The following is a 23,424-nucleotide window of genomic DNA, read 5'->3' on the forward strand; positions in this document are numbered from 1 at the left end:
GATGCGCGCGCTCCCTCTCTCCATCGGGACCATCCACTTCGTCGGCATCGGCGGTATCGGCATGTCCGGCATCGCCGAGGTGCTGCACAATCTCGGCTATTCCGTGCAGGGCAGCGACATCGCGGAGGGCTACAACGTGGCCCGCCTGCGCGAGGCCGGCATTCCCGTCATGGTGGGCCATGCGGCCGAGAACCTGGGTGCGGCGCAGGTCGTCGTCGTCTCCACCGCCGTGAAGCGGGACAACCCCGAGGTCCAGGCCGCGCGCGCCCGCCTGCTGCCCGTGGTGCGCCGCGCCGAGATGCTGGCGGAGCTGATGCGCCTCAAATGGGGCATCGCCGTCGGGGGCACCCATGGCAAGACGACGACGACGAGCCTCGTCGCCGCGGTGCTGGAGGCCGCGCGCCTCGACCCCACCGTCATCAATGGCGGCATCATCAACGCCTATGGCACCAACACCCGCATGGGCACCGGCGAATGGATGGTGGTCGAGGCCGATGAGAGCGATGGCAGCTTCCTGCGCCTGCCCTCCACCGTCGCCATCGTCACCAACATGGACGCCGAGCACCTGGACCACTGGGGCACCGAGGAGGCGATGCGCGAGGGCTACGCGCAGTTCGTCGGCAACATCCCCTTCTACGGCTTCGCGGTGCTCTGCGTGGACCACCCGGCGGTGCAGGCCATGATCCCACGCCTGGATCGGCGCCTCGTCACCTACGGCTTCTCGCCCCAGGCCGATGTGCGGGCCGAGAAGCTGCTGACCGACCGCATGGGCGCGACCTTCGAGGTCTCCGTGCAGGACCGCGTGAGCAAGCGCGTCCGCACCATGAAGCCCTTCCGCCTGCCCATGCTGGGGCAGCACAATGTGCAGAACGCGCTGGCCGCCATCGCGGTCGGCGTCGAGATGGACGTGCCGGAGAACGTGATCCGCGAGGCTCTGGCCGGCTTCAAGGGCGTGAAGCGCCGCTTCACCCGCGTGGGCGAGACGGGTGGCGTCACCATCATTGACGACTACGGCCACCACCCGGTCGAGATCGCGGCCGTGCTCAAGGCCGCGCGGCAGGCGGGGGCGCGGGATGTCATCGCCGTTGTGCAGCCGCACCGCTATTCGCGGCTGCAACAGCTCTTCACCGAATTCTGCACCTGCATGAACGACGCCGGCACCGTGATCGTGGCCGATGTCTATGCGGCGGGCGAAGCGCCCATCGAGGGCATGGACAAGGATGGGCTGGTGGAGGGGCTGCGCGCGCGCGGCCATCGCAGCGTGGTGCCGCTGGCCGCCCCGGACCACCTGCCGGAGATGATCCACGCCATCGCCCGCCCCGGCGACTATGTCGTGTGCCTGGGGGCCGGCAGCATCACCAACTGGGCGCATGCGCTGCCGCAGCAACTGGGCGAGTTGCAGGCCAAGGCGGGCGCGCGTGTCGCGCCGCTGCGCCGTGCTTGACGCCATGCCCAAGCTGCGCGGCCGTCTCGACTTCGACGCGCCGCTGGCCCCCTTCACCTGGTTCCGCGTGGGCGGGCCGGCGGAGCGGCTGGCACGCCCGGCCGATGCCGAGGACCTGCTGGCGCTGCTGGCCGAGGAGGCGGGGCCGGTGACGGTGCTGGGCGCGGCGTCCAACCTCATCATCCGCGATGGCGGCATTCGGGGCCTGGTGCTGCGCCTGCCCGCGCGCGGGTTCGGCGCCGTCGAGGTGCAGTCCGATGGCGTGGTGGCGGGCGCGGCCGCGCTGGATGCGACCATCGCCGAGCACGCGGCGGCGGCGGGGCTGTCGGGGCTGGAATTCCTCTGCGGCATTCCGGGCAGCCTGGGCGGCGCGGTGGCGATGAATGCCGGCGCCTATGGGCGCGAAATACGTGACGTGTTGGACTGGGCAGAGATTGCCACGCCCAACGGGCTGCTGCGGCTGGATGCGGCGGGGCTGCGCCTGGACTACCGGCATGCGGAACTGCCCGCGCGCGGCGTGGTGGTGCGCGCCCGGCTGCGCGCCGAACCCGGCGATGCTTCCGCCATCGCCGCCCGCATGGCGGACATCCGCGCGGCGCGCGAGGCCACGCAGCCCGTGCGCGCGCGCACCGGCGGCAGCACCTTCCGCAACCCGGAAGGCCACAAGGCCTGGGCGCTGATTGACGCCGCCGGTTGCCGGGGCCTCACGCTGGGCGGCGCGCAGGTGAGCGAGAAGCACTGCAACTTCCTGCTCAACACCGGCGGCGCCACGGCGGCGGAGCTTGAGGCGCTGGGCGAGGCGGTGCGCGCGCGGGTGCTGGCGCATTCGGGCATCGCGCTGGAATGGGAAATCAAGCGGCTGGGAGAGGTTGCATGATGGCCACCGATTCACGGCTCCGGGCCAAGGCCCTCCGCCGATCGGGGGCGGCATGATGGCCACCGATTCACGGCTCCGGGCCGCGGCCCTCCGCCGATCGGGGGCGGCATGACCAAGGTGGCCGTTCTCCATGGCGGCGTCTCGGCCGAGCGCGAGGTGAGCCTCGCCACCGGCCGCCAGGTGATCCCGGCGCTGGAGGCGGCGGGCTTCACCGTCCTGCCCATCGAGGTGACCGAGGATCTCGGCGCCCTCATCGCCACGCTGCGTGCCGAGCGGCCGGACGCCGTGTTCAACGCGTTGCATGGCCGCTTCGGCGAAGATGGCTGCGTCCAGGGTGTGCTGGACTGGCTCGGTTTGCCCTACACGCATTCGGGCGTGCGCGCCTCCTCCGTCGCCATGGACAAGGGCGCGGCCAAGGCCGTGTTCCAGGCGCATGGGCTGCCGGTGGCGCAGCACCGCATCGTCTCCCCGGAGGAGCTGGAGCAGGAAGACCCCCTGCCCCGCCCCTATGTGGTGAAGCCGGTGGATGAGGGCAGCTCGGTCGGCGTCACCATCCTGCGCACGGGCGACAACCGCCGCGCGGAGGTCGCGCGGAGCTGGCGCTTCGGCAGCCGCATCATGGCCGAAAGCTACGTCCCCGGCCGCGAGATCACGGTGGCCATCATGGGCGACCGGCCGCTGGGTGTGACCGAGATCGCGACCGGCCACGCCTTCTACGACTACGAGGCCAAGTATGCGGAAGGCGGCAGCCGCCACCTCCTGCCCGCGCCCATCCATGCCGACATCGCGGCCGAGGCGATGCGCGTGGCCCTGGCCGCCCACCAGGCGCTGGGCTGCCGCGGCGTCTCCCGCGCGGATTTCCGCTATGACGACACGGCGGGCGAACCCGGGCGCCTCGTGCTGCTGGAGGTGAACACCCAGCCGGGCATGACGCCCACCTCGCTGCTGCCCGAACAGGCGGCGCACCAGGGCATTCCCTTCCCCGAGCTCTGCGCCTGGATGGTGCGGGAGGCGCGGCATGGCGCGTGAGCCGCGCAAGAAGGTCGCCGTCCGCGCCCGCGCCGCCGCACCCCCGCCGCGCCGGCCTTCCGCCGCCGCGCTGTGGTTTCGCCGGCAGCGGCGCATCTTGCGCGGCATGGGTTTTGGTTTGCTGGGGCTGGGCGCGCTCGCGGGCCTGGCCTGGGGTGTGGCGCGGATGGACCCCGAGGCGCGGGCGCGGGATACGGCGCTGGCGCTGGTGAATCTGGGGCGCGACCATGGCCTCGTCGTGCAGGAAATCCGCGTCGAGGGGCGGGAATTCACCCCGCGCGAGGCGCTGCTGACCGCCATCGGCACCGTGCCCGGCGATGCCATCCTGGATTTCGACCCGGATGCCGCGCGCACGCGACTGATGGAGATCGCCTGGGTGCGGGGCGCGCATGTGGAACGCCGCCTGCCCGGCACCATCCTGGTGCGGCTGGAGGAACGCCAGGCCTTCGCCATCTGGCAGCAGGACGGGCGCTATTCCGTCATTGACCGCAGCGGCAACGAGATGGCGAGCGAGCGCTTCGAGGCCTTCGGCCCCCTGCCCTTCGTGGTGGGCGCCGGCGCCAACACCGCCGCCGCCTCCATCGTGGACGTGCTGCGCCGGCACCCCGCCATCGCGGACCGGGTGGAGGCCGCGGTGCGCGTCTCCGAACGGCGCTGGAATCTGCGCCTGCACAATGGCGCCGACGTGCTGCTGCCCGAGGGGCATGAGGAAGCGGCGGTGGAACGCCTCGCCACGCTGCAGGCGCAGGACCGGCTGCTCGACCGGCCGCTCGCGGTGGTGGACATGCGCCTGCCCGACCGCCTGGTGGTCCGCATGCCGCCCGAGGCCCCCGCCACGCCGCCCGCCACCCCCGCGCAAGCCCGGAGACAACGTGGATGAACGAGATCATTCGCCACGCCGCCGCCGACACCCCGCCCGCGCGCGGCCTGCGCCTGGGCCGGGCGCGCGCCGGCGCCTTCGGGGTGCTGGACATCGGCACCACCAAGATCGTCTGCATCATCGCGCGCATCGAGAGCGACGGCACGCCGCGCGCGCTGGGCTTCGGCTGGCAGAAGGCGCGCGGCATCAAGGCCGGCTCCGTCGTGGACATGGAGGAGGCCGAGCGCAGCATCCGCGCCGCCGTGGCCGGCGCCGAGCAGATGGCCGACACGCGGCTGCAGGGCGTCATCGTCAACCTTTCCTGCGGGCAGCCGGGCGGGCGCATCCATCACATCGACTGGCCCATCGGCGGGCGGGCGGTGACGGAGGCCGACCTGCGCTCCATTCTCCAAGAAGGCGTGCGCCGGACCCATGCCGATGGGCGCGAGGTGGTGCACTGCTTCCCCGCCGGCTTCATGGTGGACGAGACGGGCGGCGTGGAAGACCCGCGCGCCATGGTGTGCGAACGCCTGCAGGCGCGGCTGCATGTGGTGGACGCGGCCAGCCACGCGCTGTTCAACCTGGGCCAGACGCTGCACCGCTGCGAACTGGAGGCGGAGGAGATGATCGCCTCGCCCTTCGCGGCCGGGCTTGCGACGCTGGTGGATGATGAGCGCGAGTTGGGCGCCATCTGCGTGGACATGGGCGGCGGCACCACCAGCCTCGCCTGCTTCGCGGAAGGCCGGCTGCTGCACACGGCGCAGCTTCCCGTGGGCGGCTGGCAGGTGACCAATGATCTGGCGCGCGTGCTGTCCACGCCGATCAGCCACGCGGAGCGGCTGAAGACCATGCATGGCAGCGTCCTCGAATCCGACGAGGACCGGGGCGAGCTTCTGCCCGTGCCGATGGTGGGCGAGGAGGAGGACCAGATCGCGCGCATCCCGCGCGAGATGATCGTGAAGATCATGCGCCCGCGCCTGGAGGAAAGCTTCGAACTGCTGCGCGACCGGCTGGAGGCCTCGGGCCTGCCCATGGAGATGCGCCGCCGCGTGGTGCTGACGGGCGGTGCCAGCCAGGTGATCGGCGTGCGCGAACTGGCCGCCCGCGTGCTGGGCAAGCCGGTGACGGTGCGCCTCGGCCGCCCGCGAATCGTGCGCGGGCTGCCGGAGACGGCGGCGGGGCCGGCCTTCGCCAGCTGCATCGGGCTGCTGGCCTGGGCCGCGGGCGAGGGGCGCCCGCTGCTCGACATCACGCCGGGTCCGGCGGCGCCGAAGGGGATGGTGTCGCGTGCCTTCGCCTGGCTGCGCGAAAGATTGTGAAAACGCGAATCCACCGCCTGTGGATTATGTGGAACACGGGGATGAGTGCGGCGGGAGGGGGAGACGCGACTCGCCGCACGCGTCTAGACTCGAGGGGAGGAGATCCGAGGCCATGACGTTGAACCTGACTCTGCCAGTGACGCAGCACACCGATTTCTCGCCCCGGATCGCCGTCATCGGCATCGGCGGCGGCGGCACCAATGCCGTGAACAACATGATCAACCTGGGCCTCGAGGGGGTTGATTTCATTGTCGCCAACACCGACGCCCAGTCGCTGGTGAACAGCCGCGCGGAACGCCGCGTGCAGCTCGGCCCGCACCTGACGCAGGGGCTGGGCGCGGGTGCCAAGCCCGAGATCGGCCGCGCCGCCGCCGAGGAAGCGATGGACGAGCTGGCCCGCCACCTGGAAGGCTGCCACATGGTCTTCGTCACCGCCGGCATGGGCGGCGGCACGGGCACGGGGGCGGCGCCCGTCGTGGCGCGCATGGCGCGCGAGCGCGGCATCCTGACCGTGGGCGTCGTGACGCGCCCCTTCGACTTCGAAGGGCCCAAGCGCAAGCGCGCCGCCGACCTCGGCCTCGATGAGCTGCAGCAGTTCGTGGACACGCTGATCGTGGTGCCCAACCAGAACCTGTTCAGGCTGGCCAATGAGCGCACGACCTTCCAGGACGCCTTCCGCATGGCGGACAACGTCCTCTACATGGGCGTGCGCGGCGTCACCGACCTGATGGTGGCCCCCGGCCTCGTGAACCTCGACTTCGCCGACATCCGCACCGTCATGGCCGAGATGGGCAAGGCGATGATGGGCACGGGCGAGGCCGAGGGCGAGGACCGCGCGGTGAAGGCCGCCGAGGCCGCCATCAGCAACCCGCTGCTGGAGGACACCTCCATGCGCGGCGCGCGCGGCGTGCTGATCAACATCACGGGCGGCCTCGACATGACGCTGTTCGAGGTGGACGAGGCGGCGACGCGCATCCGTCGCGAGGTGGACGAGGATGCGAACATCATCTTCGGCTCCTCCGTTGATGAGACGATGAACGGGCGCGTGCGCGTCTCGGTCGTCGCCACCGGCATCGATGTGGCGAGTGCGGCTTCGACGGGCGCGCCGCGCCTGGCCGTCGTCGCCCCCGCGCCGGTCGAGGCGCCGGCGCCGCGCGCGGCCCAAGGGGCGGCGCAGGGGCCGTTTGGCGCCCCCGTCCCGCCGCAGCCCGCCCGCCGGCCGGTGCAGGCCACGGGTGCGGGCCTGCTGCGCCAGGCGGCCGCGCCGGCGGTGGCCGTGACACCCGTCCCGGCGGCGCAGGAGGAGGAGATGCCGGCCCCGCAGCCCGTGCCGACCCCTGCCCCGCAGATGGCACCGCCCGTCATGGCGGCCCCCGCGCAGATGGAAGGCCCGGCGCCGCAGCATGGCGGCGAATCGGGTTGGCGCAGCCTGTTCCGCAACGCGACGGGCGCCATTCGCCAGCCGCGCGCGCCGGAAGCCACCGCCCCGCGCCGCGCCGAGCCGGGCCTCGGCCTTCCCCAGCCCGCGCCGCAGCGCACGGCGCCCGCGGCCTCGCCCACGGGTCCGGATGAGAAGAACCTCGACATCCCGACCTTTCTGCGCCGCATGAGCAACTGATCCGGAACAGCTTTGTGCCGAATGACCCCGCGGCTGAAAGGCCGCGGGGTTTTTCATGTCCAGGTCAAGCAAACCGCACCGCCAGGACTTTGCCGCGACGCAATGAAGCGCGTGCGGGAATTGCCGTCAGCGCAAATATGGCGAGAAAAGGGCGCGCCCTTTCAGGGTTTTAGCGGGAAACATCGGGAAACAACGCTTGACTGGCCTGCACGGCCCAGCCCTGGCATGCAGGGTGTCGAAACCTTGCCGACGGCCCGATTGTGGCCGCATGAACTGGGCAGGGTCCGGTGCCTCCCCCTCCGGGCGGGGCGCGGTTCTGGGGAGGGCCGTAATCCGGAATGCCGCGCCACTGGCGCGGGCTTTGTGTGTCACGGGCGGTTTGGCCCAGCTTTGGGGATTTTGCTCAGCATGGATGGATTCGCGCAGCTTCCGGGTGGTCGCCGCCGTCGCCTCGCGCAGGGGATTTCCTGCCGCGGCGTGGGCCTCCACAGCGGGTTGACGCTGACGCTCTCCCTCCTGCCCGCCCCCAGCGGCGCCGGCATCAGCTTCCGTCGCACCGACCTCGGCGTCACCATCCCCGCCCGCGCCGACCATGTGGTGGACACGCGGCTCTGCACCGCCATCGGGATGGAGGGCCAGCCGCAAGCCCGCGTCGGCACCATCGAGCATGTGATGGCGGCGCTGGCCGCCGCCGGCATCGACGACGCGCTGGTCGAGGTGGACGGGCCGGAGGTGCCCATCCTCGACGGTTCGGCGGAGCCCTTCATCTTCCTCATCAACTGCGCCGGCGCGGCCGAGCAATATGGCCAGCGGCATTCGCTGCAGGTGCTCAAGGCCGTGCGCGTCGAGGATGAGACGGGCGCCTGGGCCGAGCTTTCGCCGCTCGATGACTTCGCCTTCGAGGCCGAGCTGGAAATCGCCTTCCCCGGCACCGCCATCGGCACCCAGTCGCTCGCCCTGCGCGTCTCCACGGCCAGCTTCCGCGCGGAACTCGCCAATGCCCGCACCTTCACCCTCGCCGAGGATGTGGCGCGGCTGCGCGCGGCGGGCCTCGCGCGCGGCGGCAGCCTCGCCAATGCCGTGGTGGTGGACGGGCCGCTGGTGGTGAACCCGGGCGGGCTGCGCAGCCCCGATGAATTCGTGCGCCACAAGCTGCTGGACGTGGTGGGCGACCTGGCGCTGGCCGGCCACCCCATCGCGGGGCGCTTCCGCGGCGCGCGCTCGGGCCATGCGCTGAACAACCGGCTGGTGCGCGCCCTGCTGGCGGACCCCACGGCCACGCGCCTCGTCACCGGCCATGCGCTGGAGGCGGTGGAAGCCCCCGCCCTGCTCGCCGCCACCGCGGCCTGATTTCCCACTTCCTGGCCCCCCTTGCCGGCGTTCGGCGGGCGCGTGGTATAAGCCCGCCATCCGGAGTAGAACGCCCCACATGCGACAGACCCTTCCCCGCCTCGCCCTCCTGTGCAGCCTCCTGCCGCTCGCGGCCTGCGGGGGTGCTACGGGCTGGGACGGGCGCCTGGGCTCCCTGTTCGACAGCAGCCCCACCGCCGCCCTCCAGGACCGCTCGCCCGAGGCGCTCTACGCCGCCGGCATCCAGGCCCTGCAGGAACAACGCTACGCCCAGGCCGGCCAGATCTTCGACGCGCTGGAGCGCGAACATCCCTTCTCCACCTGGGCCACCAACGCGAAGCTGATGTCGGCCTATGCCGACTACATGCGCAACCGCTACACCGAGGCCATCGGCACGCTGGACCGCTTCATCCAGCTGCACCCGGCGCACCGCGACATCGCCTACGCGCACTACCTGCGCGCGCTCTCGCTCTACGAGCAGATCAACGACGCGCAGCGCGACCAGCGCTCGACCGAGCTCGCCATGGCCGCGCTGCAGGATGTGGTGAACCGCTTCCCCGAGACCGCCTATGCCCGCGACGCCCGCCTCAAGATGGACCTGGCGCGCGACCACCTGGCCGGGCGCGAGATGAACATCGGCCGCTTCTACCAGCGCCAGCGCCTGCTCAACGCCGCCATCGGCCGCTACCGCCGCGTGGTGGAGCAATACCAGACCACCAACCATGTGCCCGAGGCGCTGCACCGGCTGACGGAGATCTACCTCTCCCTCGGCCTGCGGGAGGAGGCGGCGCGCACCGCCTCCGTGCTGGGCTACAACTTCCCGGGCAGCCCCTGGTACCAGGACAGCTACGCGCTGCTGACGCCGGGGGCCGCGCCGTCGGACGCCGCGCGGCCGGGGCTGCTGCGGCGGGCCTGGGGCAACATCTTCTAGCGGGGCGCCATGCTCGCCTCGCTCGCCATCCACGACGTGGTGCTGATCGAGCGGCTGGACCTCTCCTTCGGCCCCGGCCTCTCGGTGCTGACCGGCGAGACGGGCGCGGGCAAGTCCATCCTGCTGGACAGCCTGGGCCTCGCGCTGGGCATGCGCGCCGAGGCAGGGCTGGTGCGCGTGGGGCAATCGCAAGCGAGCGTCGCCGCCGTCTTCACCCCGCCGCCCCACCACCCCGCCCATGCGCTGCTGGCCGAGCTGGGCCTGGAGGCAGAGGATGCGCTGGTGCTGCGCCGCGTGGTGCAGGCCGATGGACGCTCCCGCGCCTTCGTGAACGACCATCCGGTGGGGGTGGCGGCGTTGAAGCGCCTCGCCGCCACGCTGGTCGAGGTGCAGGGGCAGCATGACCAGGTGGGCCTCGCCGACCCCGCAACCCATGGCGCGCTGCTCGATGCCTTTGGCGGCCTCGATGCCCCGCGCGGCGAGGCCGCGGCCGCCTTCCGCGCCTGGCGTGCGGCGGATGCCGCGCTGCGCGAGGCGGAGGAGGCGGTGGCGGCCGCCCTGCGCGACGAGGAATGGCTGCGCCACGCCGTCGAGGAATTGGCGAAGCTCGCCCCGGGAGAGGGCGAGGAGGAGACGCTCGCCCAGGAACGCCAGCACCTCCAGGCCGCCGAACGTCGCACCGAGGCGCTGGCCGGGGCGCTGGCCGAACTCCAGCCGCGCGACCGGCGCAGCGCCAACCCGGCGGCCGCGCTGCGCAACGCCGCGCGTGCTTTGGAACGCCTGCCACCCGGCGCGGTGGGGCCGGGGCAAGACGCGGTGCTGGCGGCCCTTGGGGCCGCACAGGACGCGCTGGCGGAGGCCGAGCAGCTTCTGGAACGCCTGGCCCAGGACGCCCTGCCCGACCCGCGCCGGCTGGAGGCGCTGGACGACCGGCTCTACGCGCTGCGTTCGGCGGCGCGGAAGCATGGCGTGCCGGTGGTGGAATTGCCGGCGCTGCTGGACACGCTGCGCGGGCGGCTCTCCGCGCTCGATGCCGGGACGGATCGCGTCAGCGCGCTGAGCCTGGCCGCGCGGGCGGCGCGCGAGACCTATGTGGCGGCGGCCACCGCGCTGACGGCGCTGCGGCGCGAGGCGGCGGCGGCGCTGGAAGCCGCGCTGGCGCAGGAATTGCCGCCCTTGAAGCTCGACCGCGCGCGGGTGGTGGTGGAGGTGGCGGCGCGCGAGGAAGCGGCCTGGGGCGCCGATGGCGCCGATCGCGTCACGCTGCTGGTGGCGACCAACCCAGGACAGACGCCGGGGGCGTTGGTGAAGATCGCCTCGGGCGGGGAATTGTCGCGGCTGATGCTGGCCTTGAAGGTCGTGCTGGCGCGGGGCTCACCGGTGCCGACGCTCGTTTTCGACGAGGTGGATGCGGGCATCGGCGGCGCCACGGCGGCCGCGGTGGGCGAACGGTTGCAGCGCGTGGCCGAGCGGCTGCAGGTGCTGGTGGTGACGCATTCGCCCCAGGTGGCGGCGCGCGGGGCGCGGCATCTGCAGGTGGCGAAGTCGGTCGCCGGCGGGCGGGCGGAGACGCGCGTGACGCCGCTGGACGCCGAGGAACGCCGCGAGGAAATCGCACGGATGCTGGCGGGCGAGGTGGTGACGGAGGCCGCGCGCGCGGCGGCGGAAAGCCTGCTGCGGGGGGCGGCGTGACCCCCCGCCCCTTCACCGCCGAGGATGGTGATGCCGTCGCCGCGCTGGTGCGCGCGCTGAACGCCGAGGAGGGCTATGATCCCGCCCTGAGCCCCGACGCGGCGGCGCTGCGCGAGGCCTTCCTGGGCCCGCGGGCGGTCGGCCAATTGCTGGTGGTAGGCCGCCCGGCCGTAGGCTACCTCACCCTGCACCCGAGCTTCGAAACCACCAAGGGCGTGCGCTGCGCGCGGATGGGCGACCTCTACGTGGCGCCCGGCCATCGGCGGCAAGGCCTGGCCCGCGCCCTGGTGGCCGCCGCGGCGGCCGAGGTGCGGGCGGCAGGCGGCAGCTTCATCGAATGGACCGCGCTGCCCGGCAATGCAGGAGGCCTCGCCTTCTACAACGCGATCGGCGCGGAGGCCGAGACACTCAGCGTCCTCTCCCTCGAAGGCGCCGCCTTCGAGGCCCTGGCCGACAGCGCATGACCGAGGGCCCGGAGGCGCGCATCGCCGCGCTGATCGAACAGATCACGGCGCATGACCGCGCCTATTACGAGCAGGACGCACCCACCGTCAGCGACGCCGAATATGACGCGCTGATGCGGGAGCTGCGCGCGCTGGAGGCGGCGCACCCCGAGCTGGTGCAGGCGGATAGCCCGACGCAGAAGGTGTCCGGCAAGGTGGCCGAGGGCTTCGCCAAGTCCCGGCACCTGGCGCCCATGCTCAGCCTGGACAATGCCTTCGACGCGAATGACTTCGCGGAGTTCGCGGCCCGCATCCGCCGCTTCCTCAGCCTGCCCGAGGACGCGCCGCTCGATTTCGTGGCGGAGCCCAAGATTGATGGGCTCAGCGTGAACCTGCTCTACGAGGGTGGCCGCTTCATCCGCGGCGCCACGCGCGGCGATGGCGCCGAGGGCGAGGACATCACCGCCAACCTGCTGACGCTGCGCGACCTGCCGCAGACCCTTCCCGCCCCCTTCCCCGCCCGCATCGAAATCCGCGGCGAGGTCTTCATGGAGCGCCCGGATTTCCTGGCCTTCCGCGCCCAGCAGGAGGCCGCCTTCGCGGCGCGTGAGGCGCGCAAGGCGGCGGGCGAGAAGCTCGGCCCTGCCGTCACCATCCCGGTGAATGCGCGCAACGCGGCGGCCGGTTCATTGCGGCAACTGGATGCGGGCATCACCGCGCAGCGCCCGCTGAAGCTCTTCGCCTATGCCATGGGCGAGGCAAGCGAGGCGCCGGCCGCGACACATTGGGAATGGCTGGAACGGCTGAAGCAATGGGGCTTCACGGTGAACCCGCTCTCGGCGCGCGTCACCGATGCCGCGGAATTCCAGGCGCGGATGGAGGGTGCGCGCCCCGGCCTCGCCTATGACATTGACGGCGTGGTCTACAAGCTGGACCGGCTGGACTGGCAGCAGCGGCTGGGCTTCGTGGGCCGCGCGCCGCGCTGGGCCATCGCCTGGAAATTCGCGGCGGAACAGGCCACCACGCGGCTTCTCCGCATCGAGATCCAGGTGGGGCGCACGGGCGCGCTGACGCCGCGGGCGGTGATGGAGCCGGTGTTCGTGGGCGGTGTGACCGTCACCCACGCCACCCTGCACAATGAGGACGAGATCGCGCGCAAGGATGTGCGCGAGGGGGACATCGTCACCATCCAGCGCGCGGGCGATGTGATCCCGCAGGTGGTGGGTGTCGCCAACCCCGAGGGCGCCACGCGCGGCCCGTCCTTCGCCTTCCCCACAATCTGCCCCGCCTGCGGCAGCCATGCGGTGCGCGAGGGCGACGACGTGGTGCGCCGCTGCACCGGCGGCCTGATCTGCCCCGCACAGACCACCGAGCGCCTGAAGCACTTCGTCAGCCGCCGTGCGATGGACATCGAGGGCATGGGCGAGGAGGTGATCGAGCTTCTCCACGCCGAAGGCCTGGTGAAAAGCCCCGCCGACATCTTCCGCCTTCACCAGCACGCGGCCACGCTGCGCGGCTTCAAGGGCTGGGGCGCCAACGCCAAGCGGCCGGAAGAGGCGAAGAAGGTGCCCAACCTTCTCGCCGCCATCGAGGCGCGGCGGCGCGTGCCGCTGGAACGCTTCCTCTTCGGCTTGGGCATCCGGCGCATCGGCGAGCAGAACGCGAAGCTGCTGGCGCGGCACTACCAGTCCGTCACGGCGCTGCGGGCGCGGATGGTGGAGGCGCGCATCATCGGCAGCGAGGCGCGGGAGGAGCTGGGCTCCATCCAGGGCATCGGGCCGGCCATCGCGACCGAGCTGGTGGAGTTCTTCGCCGAACCCCACAACCAGGAGGCGCTGGACGACCTGCTGGGCCAGGTGACGCCCGAGGATGCGGCCCCCGTGGCGGCGGAGGACAACCCCTTCGCCGGCAAGGCGCTGGTCTTCACCGGCACGCTGGAGACCCTCTCCCGCCAGGAGGCGGAGGCGCGGGCCGAGGCGCTGGGCGCGCGTGTCACCAAGAGCGTGTCGAAGAAGACCGACTTCGTGGTGGTGGGGGCCGATGCCGGCTCCAAGGCCGCCAAGGCCGCGGAGCTGGGGGTGACGGTGCTCACCGAGGCGGAGTTCCGAGCGCAAGCGGGGCTGGACGCCGGCTGAGGCCGGCCCGCGCACGCCGGGGCGGGATACCGGGCCTGAAGCGCGCCGGGCGCGGACGCGCCCGCCATGACGCACAGGTTGCGGATTTGGCCGCCTCCCCGCCGCGTGACAGGATGGCGCCCTTCCAGAGGGAGAAACCGCGATGACCGACAGCATCAAGCCGCTCGCCACCGCCCGCGCCACCGCCCAGGGCGGCCGCAATGGCCGCACCGCCACCGAGGACGGGCTGGTGGCCGTGGACCTCTCCGTGCCCAAGGACATGGGCGGCCCCGGCCGCGAGGGCACGACCACGCCCGAGCACCTCTTCGCCGCCGGCTATGCCGCTTGCTTCGCCGGCGCGCTGGATTTCATCGGCCGCCAGCACAAGAAGGACGCCAGCAAGGCCGAGGTGACGGCCGAGGTCTCGGTGGGCCCGCGCGAGGGCGGGGGCTTCGGCCTCGCCGTCGTGCTGCATGTGAACGACCCGGGTCTGCCCCAGGCCGAATTGGCGGCGCTGGCGCAGGAGGCGCATGAGAAGATCTGCCCCTACAGCCACGCCACCCGCGGCAACGTGGATGTGCAGATCAAGGCCACGGGCGGCTGATCAGAGGGGGGCGCACTCCGCCTCCAGCCAGGCCCGGCTGGATGTGTCCAGCCCCGGCCCCACCTCGCGCCACACCCGCGCGTGGTATGCATCCACCCATTCCCGCTCGAAGCGCGTCAGCGCTGCCGCGTCCAGCAGGGCGCGGCAATAGGGCGCGAGCGTCAGCGTCTCGAATTCGAGGAAGGGGCGGGCCTGGTCGGGCTGGGGCTCGGCGGGGCGGGCCAGCAGCAGGTTCTCGATGCGGATGCCGTAATGGCCGGGCAAATAGTAGCCGGGCTCGTTGGACAGGATCATGCCCGGACGGATGGGCACCACGCGGGCCGCGCGGCTGAAGGCGGCCGGACCCTCATGCACCGAGAGGAAGCTGCCCACGCCATGCCCGGTGCCGTGGTCGTAGTCGAGGCCCATGTCCCAGAGCGGCCGGCGCGCGATGGCATCCAGGTGCGGCCCCGCCACCCCTTCCGGAAAGCGCAGCGTGCCGAGCGCGATGTGGCCGCGCAACACCGCCGTGTAGCGCGCCCGCAGCGCGGCCGGCGCGGCGTCCGGCCCGGTCCAGATTGTGCGGGTGATGTCGGTGGTGCCGTCCGGGAACTGCGCGCCGCTGTCGATCAGGTAGCACTCGTTGGGGCGGATGGGCCGGTCGGTCTCGGGGGTGACGCGGTAGTGGACGATGGCGCCATTCTCGCCGGCGCCCGAGATGGCGGGGAAGCTCTCGGCCACGAAACCCGGCAGCAGGCGGCGCTGGTCCAGCAGGTGGGCGGCGGCGGACATCTCGGTCAGGCCGCCCCGCGGCGCATGCTCGGCGAACCAGGCCAGGAAGCGCGCCACGGCGCCGGCATCGCGCAGCTGCGCGGCGCGGGCGCCTTCCTGCTCCACGGGGTTCTTCATGGCGCGGGGCAGGCGGCAAGGGTCCTCGCCCGTCGTCACCTTGGCGCCGGCCTCGCGCAGGGTCGCGGCGAACCAGGCGGGGGTGGCCTCGGCATCGAGGCGCACGGTGCGGCCGGACAGGGCGCGCAGCGCGCCCGGCAGCGCCGTGCGGGGCGCGATGCTGACGGCATTGCCCAGATGGGCGCGCGTCGTTTCCGGCACCCGCTCCGGCGCGTTCAGGAACAGCGCCACCGAGGCATCGTCGTGCAGCACCGCGAAGGCCAGCGGCAGGGGCGTGTGCGCCAGGTCCGCCCCGCGGATGTTCAGCAGCCAGGCGACGGAATGGGCATCGGCCAGCACGCAGGCCTGTTCGCCGGCCGCGCGCAGGGCGGCGGCGGCGGCCTCGCGCTTGGCGGCGCCCGTGACCCCGGCCTGGGCCAGGGCATGCGGCAGCACGGGGGTTGCGGGGGGCGCGGGCCGGTCGGTCCAGAGCGCATCAATGGGGTTGGGCGAGAGGGGCACGAGCGTCACGCCCGCGAAACGCTGCAAGGCGGCCTCGCTGTGCAACCAGGGGTCGTAGCCGATGGCCAGGCCCTGGGCGTGCTCACGCAGCCATTCGGCGGGCGGTTCCTCGGTGATGTGGCGGCGTTCCCACAGCGCGGCATCGGTCTCGGCGGCGAGCTGGGTGGTGTAGCGGCCATCGGTGAAGACGGCGGCGCGGCCCGGCAACACCACGGCCATGCCCGCGCTGCCGGTGAAGCCGGTCAGCCAGGCCAGGCGTTCGCCGGCGCGGGGGACGTATTCGCCCAGATGCTCGTCGCCGCGCGGGACAAGGAAGCCCGCGACACCCTGGGCGGCCAAAGCCTCACGCAGGGCGGAGAGGCGGTGCAACTTTTCGTTCATTTCTGCCTCAGTTCCGTCATAATGACATAAGTCCACAGGATGTCATGCGCTGAGCGCATGTGTGCAGTCGCAGCATAGCGCAACCACAAGACGCAAAGCCCCCCTATATCCTGCCTCACGAGAGCGGCGCCGCCGCCTTCAGAACCCGGGCGATGACCGCCCACAGATATTCGGATGGACCACATGGACTCCCGCATCACCCCGGCCGAAGCCGCGATGCTGATGCCTTACCCGCACCTCGACCGCCTGAACGCGGCCGAGCGCGCCGAGGTGCTGACCGCCCGTGCCCGCGCCCTGCGTGCCGCTGTCATCCTGGCAGCCATCACGGGCGCCTTCCAGGCCCTGGGCCGTGGCTTCGCCGCGATGCAGCGCCGCAACCGCACCGCCGAGGAGCTGAGCCAGCTCAGCGACCGCGCCCTTGCCGATATCGGCATCGCCCGCGGCAATATCTATGAGATCGCCGCCCGCCCCTTCCCGCAGGCGGCGAATGACGTGGCCGGGACCCGCCACGCGGCCTGAACGGGCTGCACGGTCGCTTCCGCCCCGCGCCGGGTGCATAACTGCCCCGGCGCGGTTCTTTCTTGTGCAAGGCTGACGCTTCCTCTCAGCTTTCGCTTATGCAAAACGCCCCCGCCCGATCGGCCAAGACCATCCTCTGGGTGGCGATCATCGGGGCGGCGGCCACCTCCTCCCTCGCCATGGGCATCCGGCAGACCTACGGGCTGCTGCTGCTGCCCATGTCCGCCGAGCACGCCGTGGCCCCCTGGGCCTTCGGCCTGGCGGTCGCGCTGCACAACCTCACCTGGGGCCTGGCCCAGCCCGTCTCGGGCAGCATGGCCGACAAGTATGGCTCCGGCCGCGTCATGGCGGTGGGCGGCGTCTTCTACCTGATCGGCTGCGGGCTGCCCGCGATCTTTCCCACCAATGCGATGGTGCTGCTGGGCATCGGCCTCTTCTCGGGCTTCGGCGTGGCCTGCGCGGGCACGGGGCTGGCGCTGGCCGCCATCGGCCGCCTCGCGCCGCCGGAGAAGCGGGGCGAGTATATCGGCATCGCCAGTGCCGGCGGGTCGCTGGGGCAGGCGGCCATGGTGCCCATCACCTTCGGCGCCATCGGCTGGCTGGGTTCGGCCGGCGCGCTGGCCATGCTGGCGGTGACCGCGCTGCTCATCATCCCCATCGCGCGCAACATCGAATGGCGGCCCGCGCCCCGCGTGGGCGCGCCGGCCGCGGGGCTGATGGGGCTGCCGGGCCTCGCCAAGCGGGCGCTGGCCGACCGCGACTTCGCCCTGCTGACGGGCGGTTTCTTCGCCTGCGGCTTCCAGCTCGCCTTCCTGACCACCCACCTGCCCTCGCACATCGCGCTCTGCGGCCTGGCCCCCAGCCTGGGCATGACGGCGCTGATGCTGATCGGGCTGTTCAACATCCCGGGGTCCTGGTTCTGCGGCTGGCTGTCCTCGCGCATCAAGCCCGAGACGGGCTTGGGCTGGATCTACCTGGTGCGGACGCTGGCCATCGCGGCCTTCGCCGTCTCCACGCCCACCGAATGGGGCACCATGGTCTTCGCGGCCGTGATGGGCTTCGTCTGGCTGGGCACGGTGCCGCTGACCTCGGCCGCCATCGCGCGGCGCTTCGGAGTTGGCGATCTGGGCGCCCTCTATGGCGTGTGCTTCTTCAGCCACCAGATCGGCGGCTTCCTCGGCGCGGGCGCGGGCGCGCTGCTGCTGGGCGTGACCGGCAGTTACGACGCCTTCTGGCCGGTGATGATCGTGGTGGGGCTGGCGGCCAGCGTGTTGAACTGGATGACGAAGCCACCCGGCGCGCGCCCCCTGCCCGCCTGACGGCACGCCCTGCCCATCGCCTGGGCAGAACGGGGGTTGGGGCGGGGCTTCTACGGGAGTTTACGGGTGTGCGGGGGTCGCCCCCGGTGGTCCGCTGCGGGCAACCCGTCCGGAGGACCGTCCCATGAACCGCCGCAGCCTGCTGCTCGCCGCCCCTGCCCTCGCGCTGCCCGCCACCACGCGCGCCCAGGGCGCGTTCCCCGACCGCCCCATCCGCGTCATCATCGGCTACCCGGCCGGCGGCGGCACCGATGTGGTGGGCCGCCCCATCATGACGCGCCTGTCCGAGCATCTGGGCGTGCCCGTGGTGGTGGAGAACCGCGCCGGCGCCAATGGCAACATCGCCATGGAGCACATGACGCGCGTGGAGCCGGACGGGCACACGCTGTTCATGGGGGATGCGGGCAATCTCGGCATCACCCATGCGCTCTACCCCAGCCTGCCCTTCGACACGCAGCGGGATTTCGTGGGGGTCGCGCAGCTCACCGCCGGGCCGGTCGTGCTGGTCATCGGCGGCGGCGTGCCGGCGCAGAACCTCGCTGAATGGACCGCCCTGCTGAAGTCGCGGCCCGAGGCCTTCAACTTCGGCTCGGCCGGGGTGGGGTCGGGGCCGCACCTCTTCTACGAAAGCTGGCGCCGCGCGGCGGGCGTGTCCATGACGCATGTGCCCTATCGCGGCACGGGCCCCGCGCTGGTCGGGCTGCTGGCCGGCGATGTCCACATGATGATCGGCAATTACGGCGTGTTCCGCGGCGCGCATGAGGCCGGGCGCGTGAAGGTGCTGGCCATCTCCACCCCCACGCGCCACCCGAACCTGCCCGACATCCCCACGGTGCGGGAGGCCGGCACGGATTGGGGCGTGATCGGCTTCAACGGCATCATCGCCCCGCGCCGCATCGCGCCCGAGCGGCGGCAGAGGCTGGAGGACGGGTTCCGCCACGTCATGTCCCAGCCCGAAATGCGCGAGCAGATGCACGGCTTCGGCTCGCTGGTGGATTTCGCCCCGGGCGCGGAGCTCGACCGCCGCATGGCCGCCGAGCGCGAGAGCTGGACGCGCCTGGTGCGCGAGGCGAACATCCAACCCGAATAAAGGGAGGGCGCGCGCATGACGCTGCTGATCACCAACGCGACCATCGTCACCGGCGATGACGCGAACACCGTCTGGCATGGCGGCGCCATCGCCATCGAGGGACGGCGCATCGTGGGGCTGGGGAAGGCGGCGGAAATGGCGGCGCGCTTCCCCGGCGCCGAGGTGCTGGATGCGCGCGGCCGCGCCATCTTCCCGGGCTTCGCCAACATCCACACCCATCTGGTGATGACCATGGCGCGCGGGGTCTTCGAGGACCTCTCGCCACCGCACCAGCCGCCCTTCGACGGCGGGCTCTCGCCCATCCCGCTGCCGCCCATGACAGCGCATGAGCAGAAGGTGATGTGCCAACTGGGTGCCTTGGAAGCCATCCGCTCCGGCACCACGGCGGTGCTGGAGGATGCGGCGGGCATCGAGGGCTATGCCCAGGCCATGCTCGACACGGGGCTGCGGATGCTGCTGGCCGAGCGCGCCTGGGACCGCGCGGGCGCCTCCATCGGCGACCCTTCGGAGTTCCGCCGCGACCCGGCACTTGGCGCGCGTGGGGTGCAGCGTATCCGCGACCTGCACGCGAAATGGCATGGCGCGGGAGAGGGCCGCATCACGGTGGGTGTCTCGGCCTGGGCGCCCGATGTGTGCTCGGAGGAATTGCTGCGCGAGCTGCGCGCGCTGCAGCAGGAGCTGGACACGGTCTGCACCATTCACCTCAACCAGATCTGGGGCGAGGTCGCGGCCATCAAGGCGCATCACAACATGCTGCCCAGCGAATTCCTGGACAGCATCGGCTTCATCCATGACCGGATGATCGGCGCGCATTGCCGCTGCATGGCGCCCTTCGAGGAGAAGGTGCTGGGCAAGCACCGCGCGCATGTGGCGTTCAACTCCGCCATCGCGGCGCGGCGGGGGCTTTCCCCGCGCGTGTGCGAGATGGAAGAGGCCGGCTGCAACATCGCCATGGGCACGGACAACATGGCCGAGGACATGGTGGAGGTGATGCGCACCGGCCTCTTCATGGAGCGCATCCGCCGCCAGGACGGCCGCAACCCCACGCCCGAGGAGGCGCTGCGCTGGGCCACGCGCAATGGCTACAAGGCCATGGGCATCGCGGGCGGCGGCTGGCTGGCGGAGGGGAACCTGGCGGACCTCATCATGATCCGGGTGGACCGGGCGCATCTGGCGCCCTTCCTGCGGCCCGTCGCGGCCTTCGTCCACCAGGGCCAGGCGAGCGACGTCTCGGACGTGATGGTGGATGGCGCATGGGTGATGCGCGACGGCACGGTGCTGACCATGGACGAGGCGGCGATCATCGCGGAGGCGGAGGAGATCGCCTCCCGCGCCTGGTCGCGGCTCTTCGCGGAGAACCCGGGGATCGAAATCCCCGATGGGTTCCGGCCGCTGCCCGCGCATGTGGCCGATGGCGCGGCGCGGGTGAACATGCAGCCGGTGTCGAAGAGCGGGTGAGCCCGCCCTTCCCAGTGCCTCAGTAGAGGGGGCCTCAGTAGATCACCACCGACCTGATGCTCTCGCCCTTGTGCATCAGGTCGAAGCCCGTGTTGATCTCGTCCAGCTTGAGGCGGTGGGTGATCAGCGGGTCGATCCTGATCTTGCCCTCCATGTACCAGTCCACGATGCGCGGGACGTCGGTGCGGCCGCGCGCGCCGCCGAAGGCCGTGCCGCGCCAGTTGCGGCCCGTCACCAGCTGGAAGGGGCGCGTGGAGATCTCCTGCCCCGAGGCGGCGACGCCGATGATGATGGAGGTGCCCCAGCCGCGATGCGTGCATTCCAGCGCCTGGCGCATCAGGTTCGTGTTGCCCACGCATTCGAAGCTGAAATCGGCGCCGCCATCGGTCAGGTCCTGGATGGCCTGGATGACCTTGTCCCGGCCCACGCTGTCCGGATTCACGAAATGCGTCATGCCGAATTCGCGCGCCATGGCCTCGCGGCCCGGGTTGATGTCCACGCCGATGATCTTGTCGGCGCCGACCAGCTTGGCACCCTGGATCACGTTCAGCCCGATGCCGCCCAAACCAAAGACGGCCACGGTCGCGCCCGGCCAGACCTTGGCCGTGTTTACCACCGCGCCGATGCCCGTGGTCACGCCGCAGCCGATGTAGCAGATGACGTCGAAGGGCGCGTCCTCGCGCACCTTGGCCAGCGCGATCTCGGGCAGCACCGTGAAGTTCGCGAAGGTGGAGCAGCCCATGTAGTGCATGATGGCGTTGGACGTGCTGCCCGCGACACGCGGCGTGTCGCAGCGGAAACGGCTGGTGCCATCCGGCATCACCCCCTTGCCCTGCGTGGCCCGGATGGCGGTGCACAGGTTGCTGCGCTGGCTCAGGCAGGTTTTGCACTGCCGGCATTCGGGCGTGTAGAGCGGGATGACATGGTCGCCCACCTTCAGCGAGGTCACGCCAGCGCCCACCTCGCGCACGATGCCGGCCCCCTCATGGCCCAGGATGGCGGGGAACAGCCCCTCCGGGTCCGCGCCCGAGAGGGTGTAGGCGTCGGTGTGGCAGATGCCGGTGGCCATCACCTCCACCAGCACCTCGCCGGGCTTGGGGCCCTCGATGTCGATGGTCTCGATGGAGAGGGGCTTGCCGGCCTCCCAGGCCACGGCGGCGCGGGTCTTCATCGGGCGTTTCCTTCGCGAATCACCGGCGCAACTTAGCCAGCCGCGCGCCCCCGGTCCAACAGCGCCATCACGAAGCCCAGCAGCGCCAGCAGCCCCACCACCGCAAGCATCCAGACCGCGGGCGTGTAGCTCTCGCCCCATTGCCACGCGAGTGCCACCACCAGCGGCGCGAAGGCGCGCATGGGCGCGCTGGCCATGGCGAGCGCGCCGGTGACGGCGCCATAGCCCTCGCGCCCCAGGAATTCGGCGGGGGCGCCGGCGCGCACGATGGACATCAGCCCATCCGCCACCGCCCAGCCCATGGTGAAGACCAGGATCCAGCCGAAGGTGGAGGGCGCCAGCGCCAGCCACACCATCGCGGCTGGCATCAGCACCATGCAGATCAGCCCCACCACCGCCATGCGCGCGCGCGGGCCCAGCGCGAAGAGGCAACCCCGCGCCGCGACCTGGAAGGGCCCGTGCAGGGCGGCCAGCCAGATGACGCTGATCTCGTCCAGGCCGCGTTCGCGCAGCAGCGGCACCAGATGCGCGGCCAGCCCCACCCCCACGAAGGAATGCGCGGACAGCACCAGGGCAAGGCCCCAGAAGGCGGGGCGGCGCAGCGTGGCCCGCAGCGTGAAGGGCGCCGCCCCCGCGCGCGGCGGCGGCGGCCGCGCCCCCTGGAACTGCCACAGCGCCAGCAGCCCCGCGCAGCACTGGATGCCCGCCAGCACCCACAGCGCGCCGCGCCATCCGAAGGACTGGATCAGCGCCTCGGCGAGCGGGATGAAGATGGTGGCCGTGAAGCCCGTGATGAAGGTGATGCCGGTGATGACGCGCATGGGCTGCTTGGCCAGCGAGACCACCACCGCCATGGCCGGCGCCCACAGCGCCGTCGCCTGCACCAGCCCCATGGCCAGCCAGATGGCGTAGAAGGCCCAGAGGCTCTCCACCAGCGCCCAGGCCACCAGCACCAAGGCCCCCGCGATGCCGCCCAGGCCCAGCGGCAGCCGCCCGCCATTGCGGTCCACGAAACGGCCCACATGCACCGCCGCCAGGCCCGACAGCAGCAGCCCCAAAGTCAACGCCCCGCTGATGGAGGCGCGTGCCCAGCCGAGCTCGCGCTCCATGGGCTCGATGAACAGGGTGAAAGGCACGAAGAGCGTGCCCCAGCCCAGCACCTGGTTGATGGCAATGCCGAAGATGAGGGCGCGGTCGCTGGTGCGGGCGATCGGCATGGGGCCTTTCTACGGCCCGATCAGGATGCCGCGTTCCGCATGGTAGCGTTGGAAATCCTCGGCGCGAAGCCGGGCGTCGCGGCGCGTCGCCTCGTCATGGCCGGAGGGGTTGTGGAAGCGCAACCGCCCCTCCCCATCGGTCCCGAAGACCAGCACGAGGTGGCCGCCGCGCCGGGGCGGCGCCACCTCCGGCGTGCGGATCGTGGCGTGGACCGAGGCGATATAGAGCTGGCCCGGGGCCAGCGCCGGCATGGGTTCGTCCAGCACGATGCGGGCCGCGATGCCGCGTGACTGCAGCCAGGCGACGGCGCCGGCATAGATCAGGCCGCGGATCTCGCCATCCGGTTCCTCGACATAGCCGCCCAGGGCCTGAACGGCGCGGCGCAGGTCATGAATGCGGTGATGCTCGCCCCGCACGGCCAAGGCCATGCGCAGGCATGCCATGCCACAGAGGTGGTGCGCCCAGCGCGCATATTCCGCCGGGCTTTCCGCGCCGGAGGCGGCCCAGAGCGGGTCCGTCGCCGCGTCCCGCCCCGCCAGGAACTCGGCCACCAGCGCGGCCGATTCCCATTGGGCGAAATAGGGGGGCGCGGCGTTCAT

The 23,424-nt window shown here is 71.9% G+C and carries 20 protein-coding genes; 16 read left to right on the plus strand and 4 right to left on the minus strand.

What is annotated here, in order from left to right:
- Position 1: 1 nt before the first annotated feature.
- From murC to GGQ83_RS09585, 12 genes are all read left to right on the plus strand, one after another.
- A complete protein-coding gene (murC, locus tag GGQ83_RS09530) occupies positions 2-1,444 on the plus strand; it encodes a UDP-N-acetylmuramate--L-alanine ligase (protein WP_184383529.1) in 1,443 nt (480 codons plus the stop codon).
- Between the two features lie 4 nt (positions 1,445-1,448).
- Positions 1,449-2,321 (plus strand): UDP-N-acetylmuramate dehydrogenase, encoded by an 873-nt coding sequence (murB, locus tag GGQ83_RS09535; protein ID WP_242534940.1) that lies wholly within the window; start codon positions 1,449-1,451, stop codon positions 2,319-2,321.
- A 108-nt stretch (positions 2,322-2,429) separates the two neighbouring features.
- Positions 2,430-3,350: a D-alanine--D-alanine ligase gene (locus GGQ83_RS09540; RefSeq protein WP_184383531.1), complete on the plus strand. Its 921-nt coding sequence runs from the start codon at positions 2,430-2,432 to the stop codon at positions 3,348-3,350.
- Positions 3,340-4,230 (plus strand): cell division protein FtsQ/DivIB, encoded by an 891-nt coding sequence (locus GGQ83_RS09545; RefSeq protein ID WP_184383532.1) that lies wholly within the window; start codon positions 3,340-3,342, stop codon positions 4,228-4,230. The genes GGQ83_RS09540 and GGQ83_RS09545 overlap by 11 nt, the downstream gene beginning before the upstream one ends.
- The gene (ftsA, locus tag GGQ83_RS09550; protein ID WP_184383533.1) at positions 4,227-5,528 is read left to right on the plus strand and encodes a cell division protein FtsA; all 1,302 of its coding nucleotides are present in this window, start codon (positions 4,227-4,229) and stop codon (positions 5,526-5,528) included. Before GGQ83_RS09545 ends, ftsA begins: the two co-directional genes overlap by 4 nt.
- 112 nt (positions 5,529-5,640) lie before the next feature.
- On the plus strand, positions 5,641-7,146 hold the full coding sequence (gene ftsZ / locus GGQ83_RS09555) for a cell division protein FtsZ (RefSeq protein ID WP_184383534.1): 1,506 nt from the start codon (positions 5,641-5,643) through the stop codon (positions 7,144-7,146).
- 408 nt (positions 7,147-7,554) lie between these two features.
- Positions 7,555-8,496, plus strand: a complete 942-nt coding sequence (lpxC, locus tag GGQ83_RS09560) for a UDP-3-O-acyl-N-acetylglucosamine deacetylase (RefSeq protein WP_184383535.1) — start codon at positions 7,555-7,557, stop codon at positions 8,494-8,496.
- Positions 8,497-8,575: 79 nt separating this feature from the next.
- Positions 8,576-9,427, plus strand: coding sequence for an outer membrane protein assembly factor BamD (locus tag GGQ83_RS09565; protein WP_184383536.1), 852 nt, complete (start codon positions 8,576-8,578; stop codon positions 9,425-9,427).
- Positions 9,428-9,436: 9 nt separating this feature from the next.
- A complete protein-coding gene (gene recN, locus GGQ83_RS09570; RefSeq protein WP_184383537.1) occupies positions 9,437-11,119 on the plus strand; it encodes a DNA repair protein RecN in 1,683 nt (560 codons plus the stop codon).
- The gene (locus GGQ83_RS09575) at positions 11,116-11,583 is read left to right on the plus strand and encodes a GNAT family N-acetyltransferase (RefSeq protein WP_184383538.1); all 468 of its coding nucleotides are present in this window, start codon (positions 11,116-11,118) and stop codon (positions 11,581-11,583) included. Before recN ends, GGQ83_RS09575 begins: the two co-directional genes overlap by 4 nt.
- Positions 11,580-13,697 carry an NAD-dependent DNA ligase LigA gene (gene ligA, locus GGQ83_RS09580; protein ID WP_184383539.1) on the plus strand — a complete coding sequence of 706 codons (2,118 nt, stop codon included), beginning with the start codon at positions 11,580-11,582 and terminating at the stop codon, positions 13,695-13,697. The genes GGQ83_RS09575 and ligA overlap by 4 nt, the downstream gene beginning before the upstream one ends.
- A gap of 142 nt (positions 13,698-13,839) precedes the next feature.
- Positions 13,840-14,280, plus strand: coding sequence for an Ohr family peroxiredoxin (locus tag GGQ83_RS09585; RefSeq protein WP_184383540.1), 441 nt, complete (start codon positions 13,840-13,842; stop codon positions 14,278-14,280).
- Here the strand turns inward: GGQ83_RS09585 and GGQ83_RS09590 are convergent, their stop codons facing one another.
- The gene (locus GGQ83_RS09590; protein ID WP_184383541.1) at positions 14,281-16,050 is read right to left on the minus strand and encodes an aminopeptidase P family protein; all 1,770 of its coding nucleotides are present in this window, start codon (positions 16,048-16,050) and stop codon (positions 14,281-14,283) included.
- 183 nt (positions 16,051-16,233) lie between these two features.
- Here GGQ83_RS09590 and GGQ83_RS19945 point away from each other — a divergent pair, with 183 nt between their 5' ends.
- The 4 genes from GGQ83_RS19945 to GGQ83_RS09610 all read left to right on the plus strand — a co-directional run bounded on the left by GGQ83_RS19945 (position 16,234) and on the right by GGQ83_RS09610 (position 20,436).
- On the plus strand, positions 16,234-16,569 hold the full coding sequence (locus GGQ83_RS19945) for a DUF1127 domain-containing protein (RefSeq protein WP_207017939.1): 336 nt from the start codon (positions 16,234-16,236) through the stop codon (positions 16,567-16,569).
- 98 nt (positions 16,570-16,667) lie between these two features.
- Positions 16,668-17,888 carry an MFS transporter gene (locus GGQ83_RS09600; protein ID WP_184383542.1) on the plus strand — a complete coding sequence of 407 codons (1,221 nt, stop codon included), beginning with the start codon at positions 16,668-16,670 and terminating at the stop codon, positions 17,886-17,888.
- A 124-nt stretch (positions 17,889-18,012) separates the two neighbouring features.
- Entirely contained in the window at positions 18,013-18,978 is a 966-nt protein-coding gene (locus GGQ83_RS09605; protein ID WP_184383543.1) for a Bug family tripartite tricarboxylate transporter substrate binding protein, read from the plus strand.
- 15 nt (positions 18,979-18,993) lie between these two features.
- The gene (locus tag GGQ83_RS09610; RefSeq protein WP_184383544.1) at positions 18,994-20,436 is read left to right on the plus strand and encodes an amidohydrolase family protein; all 1,443 of its coding nucleotides are present in this window, start codon (positions 18,994-18,996) and stop codon (positions 20,434-20,436) included.
- 34 nt (positions 20,437-20,470) lie between these two features.
- Here the strand turns inward: GGQ83_RS09610 and GGQ83_RS09615 are convergent, their stop codons facing one another.
- From GGQ83_RS09615 to GGQ83_RS09625, 3 genes are read right to left on the minus strand one after another with little or no spacing between them, the layout of a single operon-like run.
- A complete protein-coding gene (locus GGQ83_RS09615) occupies positions 20,471-21,607 on the minus strand; it encodes an S-(hydroxymethyl)glutathione dehydrogenase/class III alcohol dehydrogenase (RefSeq protein ID WP_184383545.1) in 1,137 nt (378 codons plus the stop codon).
- A gap of 32 nt (positions 21,608-21,639) precedes the next feature.
- A complete protein-coding gene (locus GGQ83_RS09620) occupies positions 21,640-22,824 on the minus strand; it encodes an MFS transporter (RefSeq protein WP_184383546.1) in 1,185 nt (394 codons plus the stop codon).
- Between the two features lie 9 nt (positions 22,825-22,833).
- Positions 22,834-23,424 (minus strand): hypothetical protein, encoded by a 591-nt coding sequence (locus GGQ83_RS09625; RefSeq protein WP_184383547.1) that lies wholly within the window; start codon positions 23,422-23,424, stop codon positions 22,834-22,836.

This window comes from Roseococcus suduntuyensis, assembly GCF_014196305.1.
Taxonomy (GTDB): Bacteria; Pseudomonadota; Alphaproteobacteria; order Acetobacterales; family Acetobacteraceae; genus Roseococcus; species Roseococcus suduntuyensis.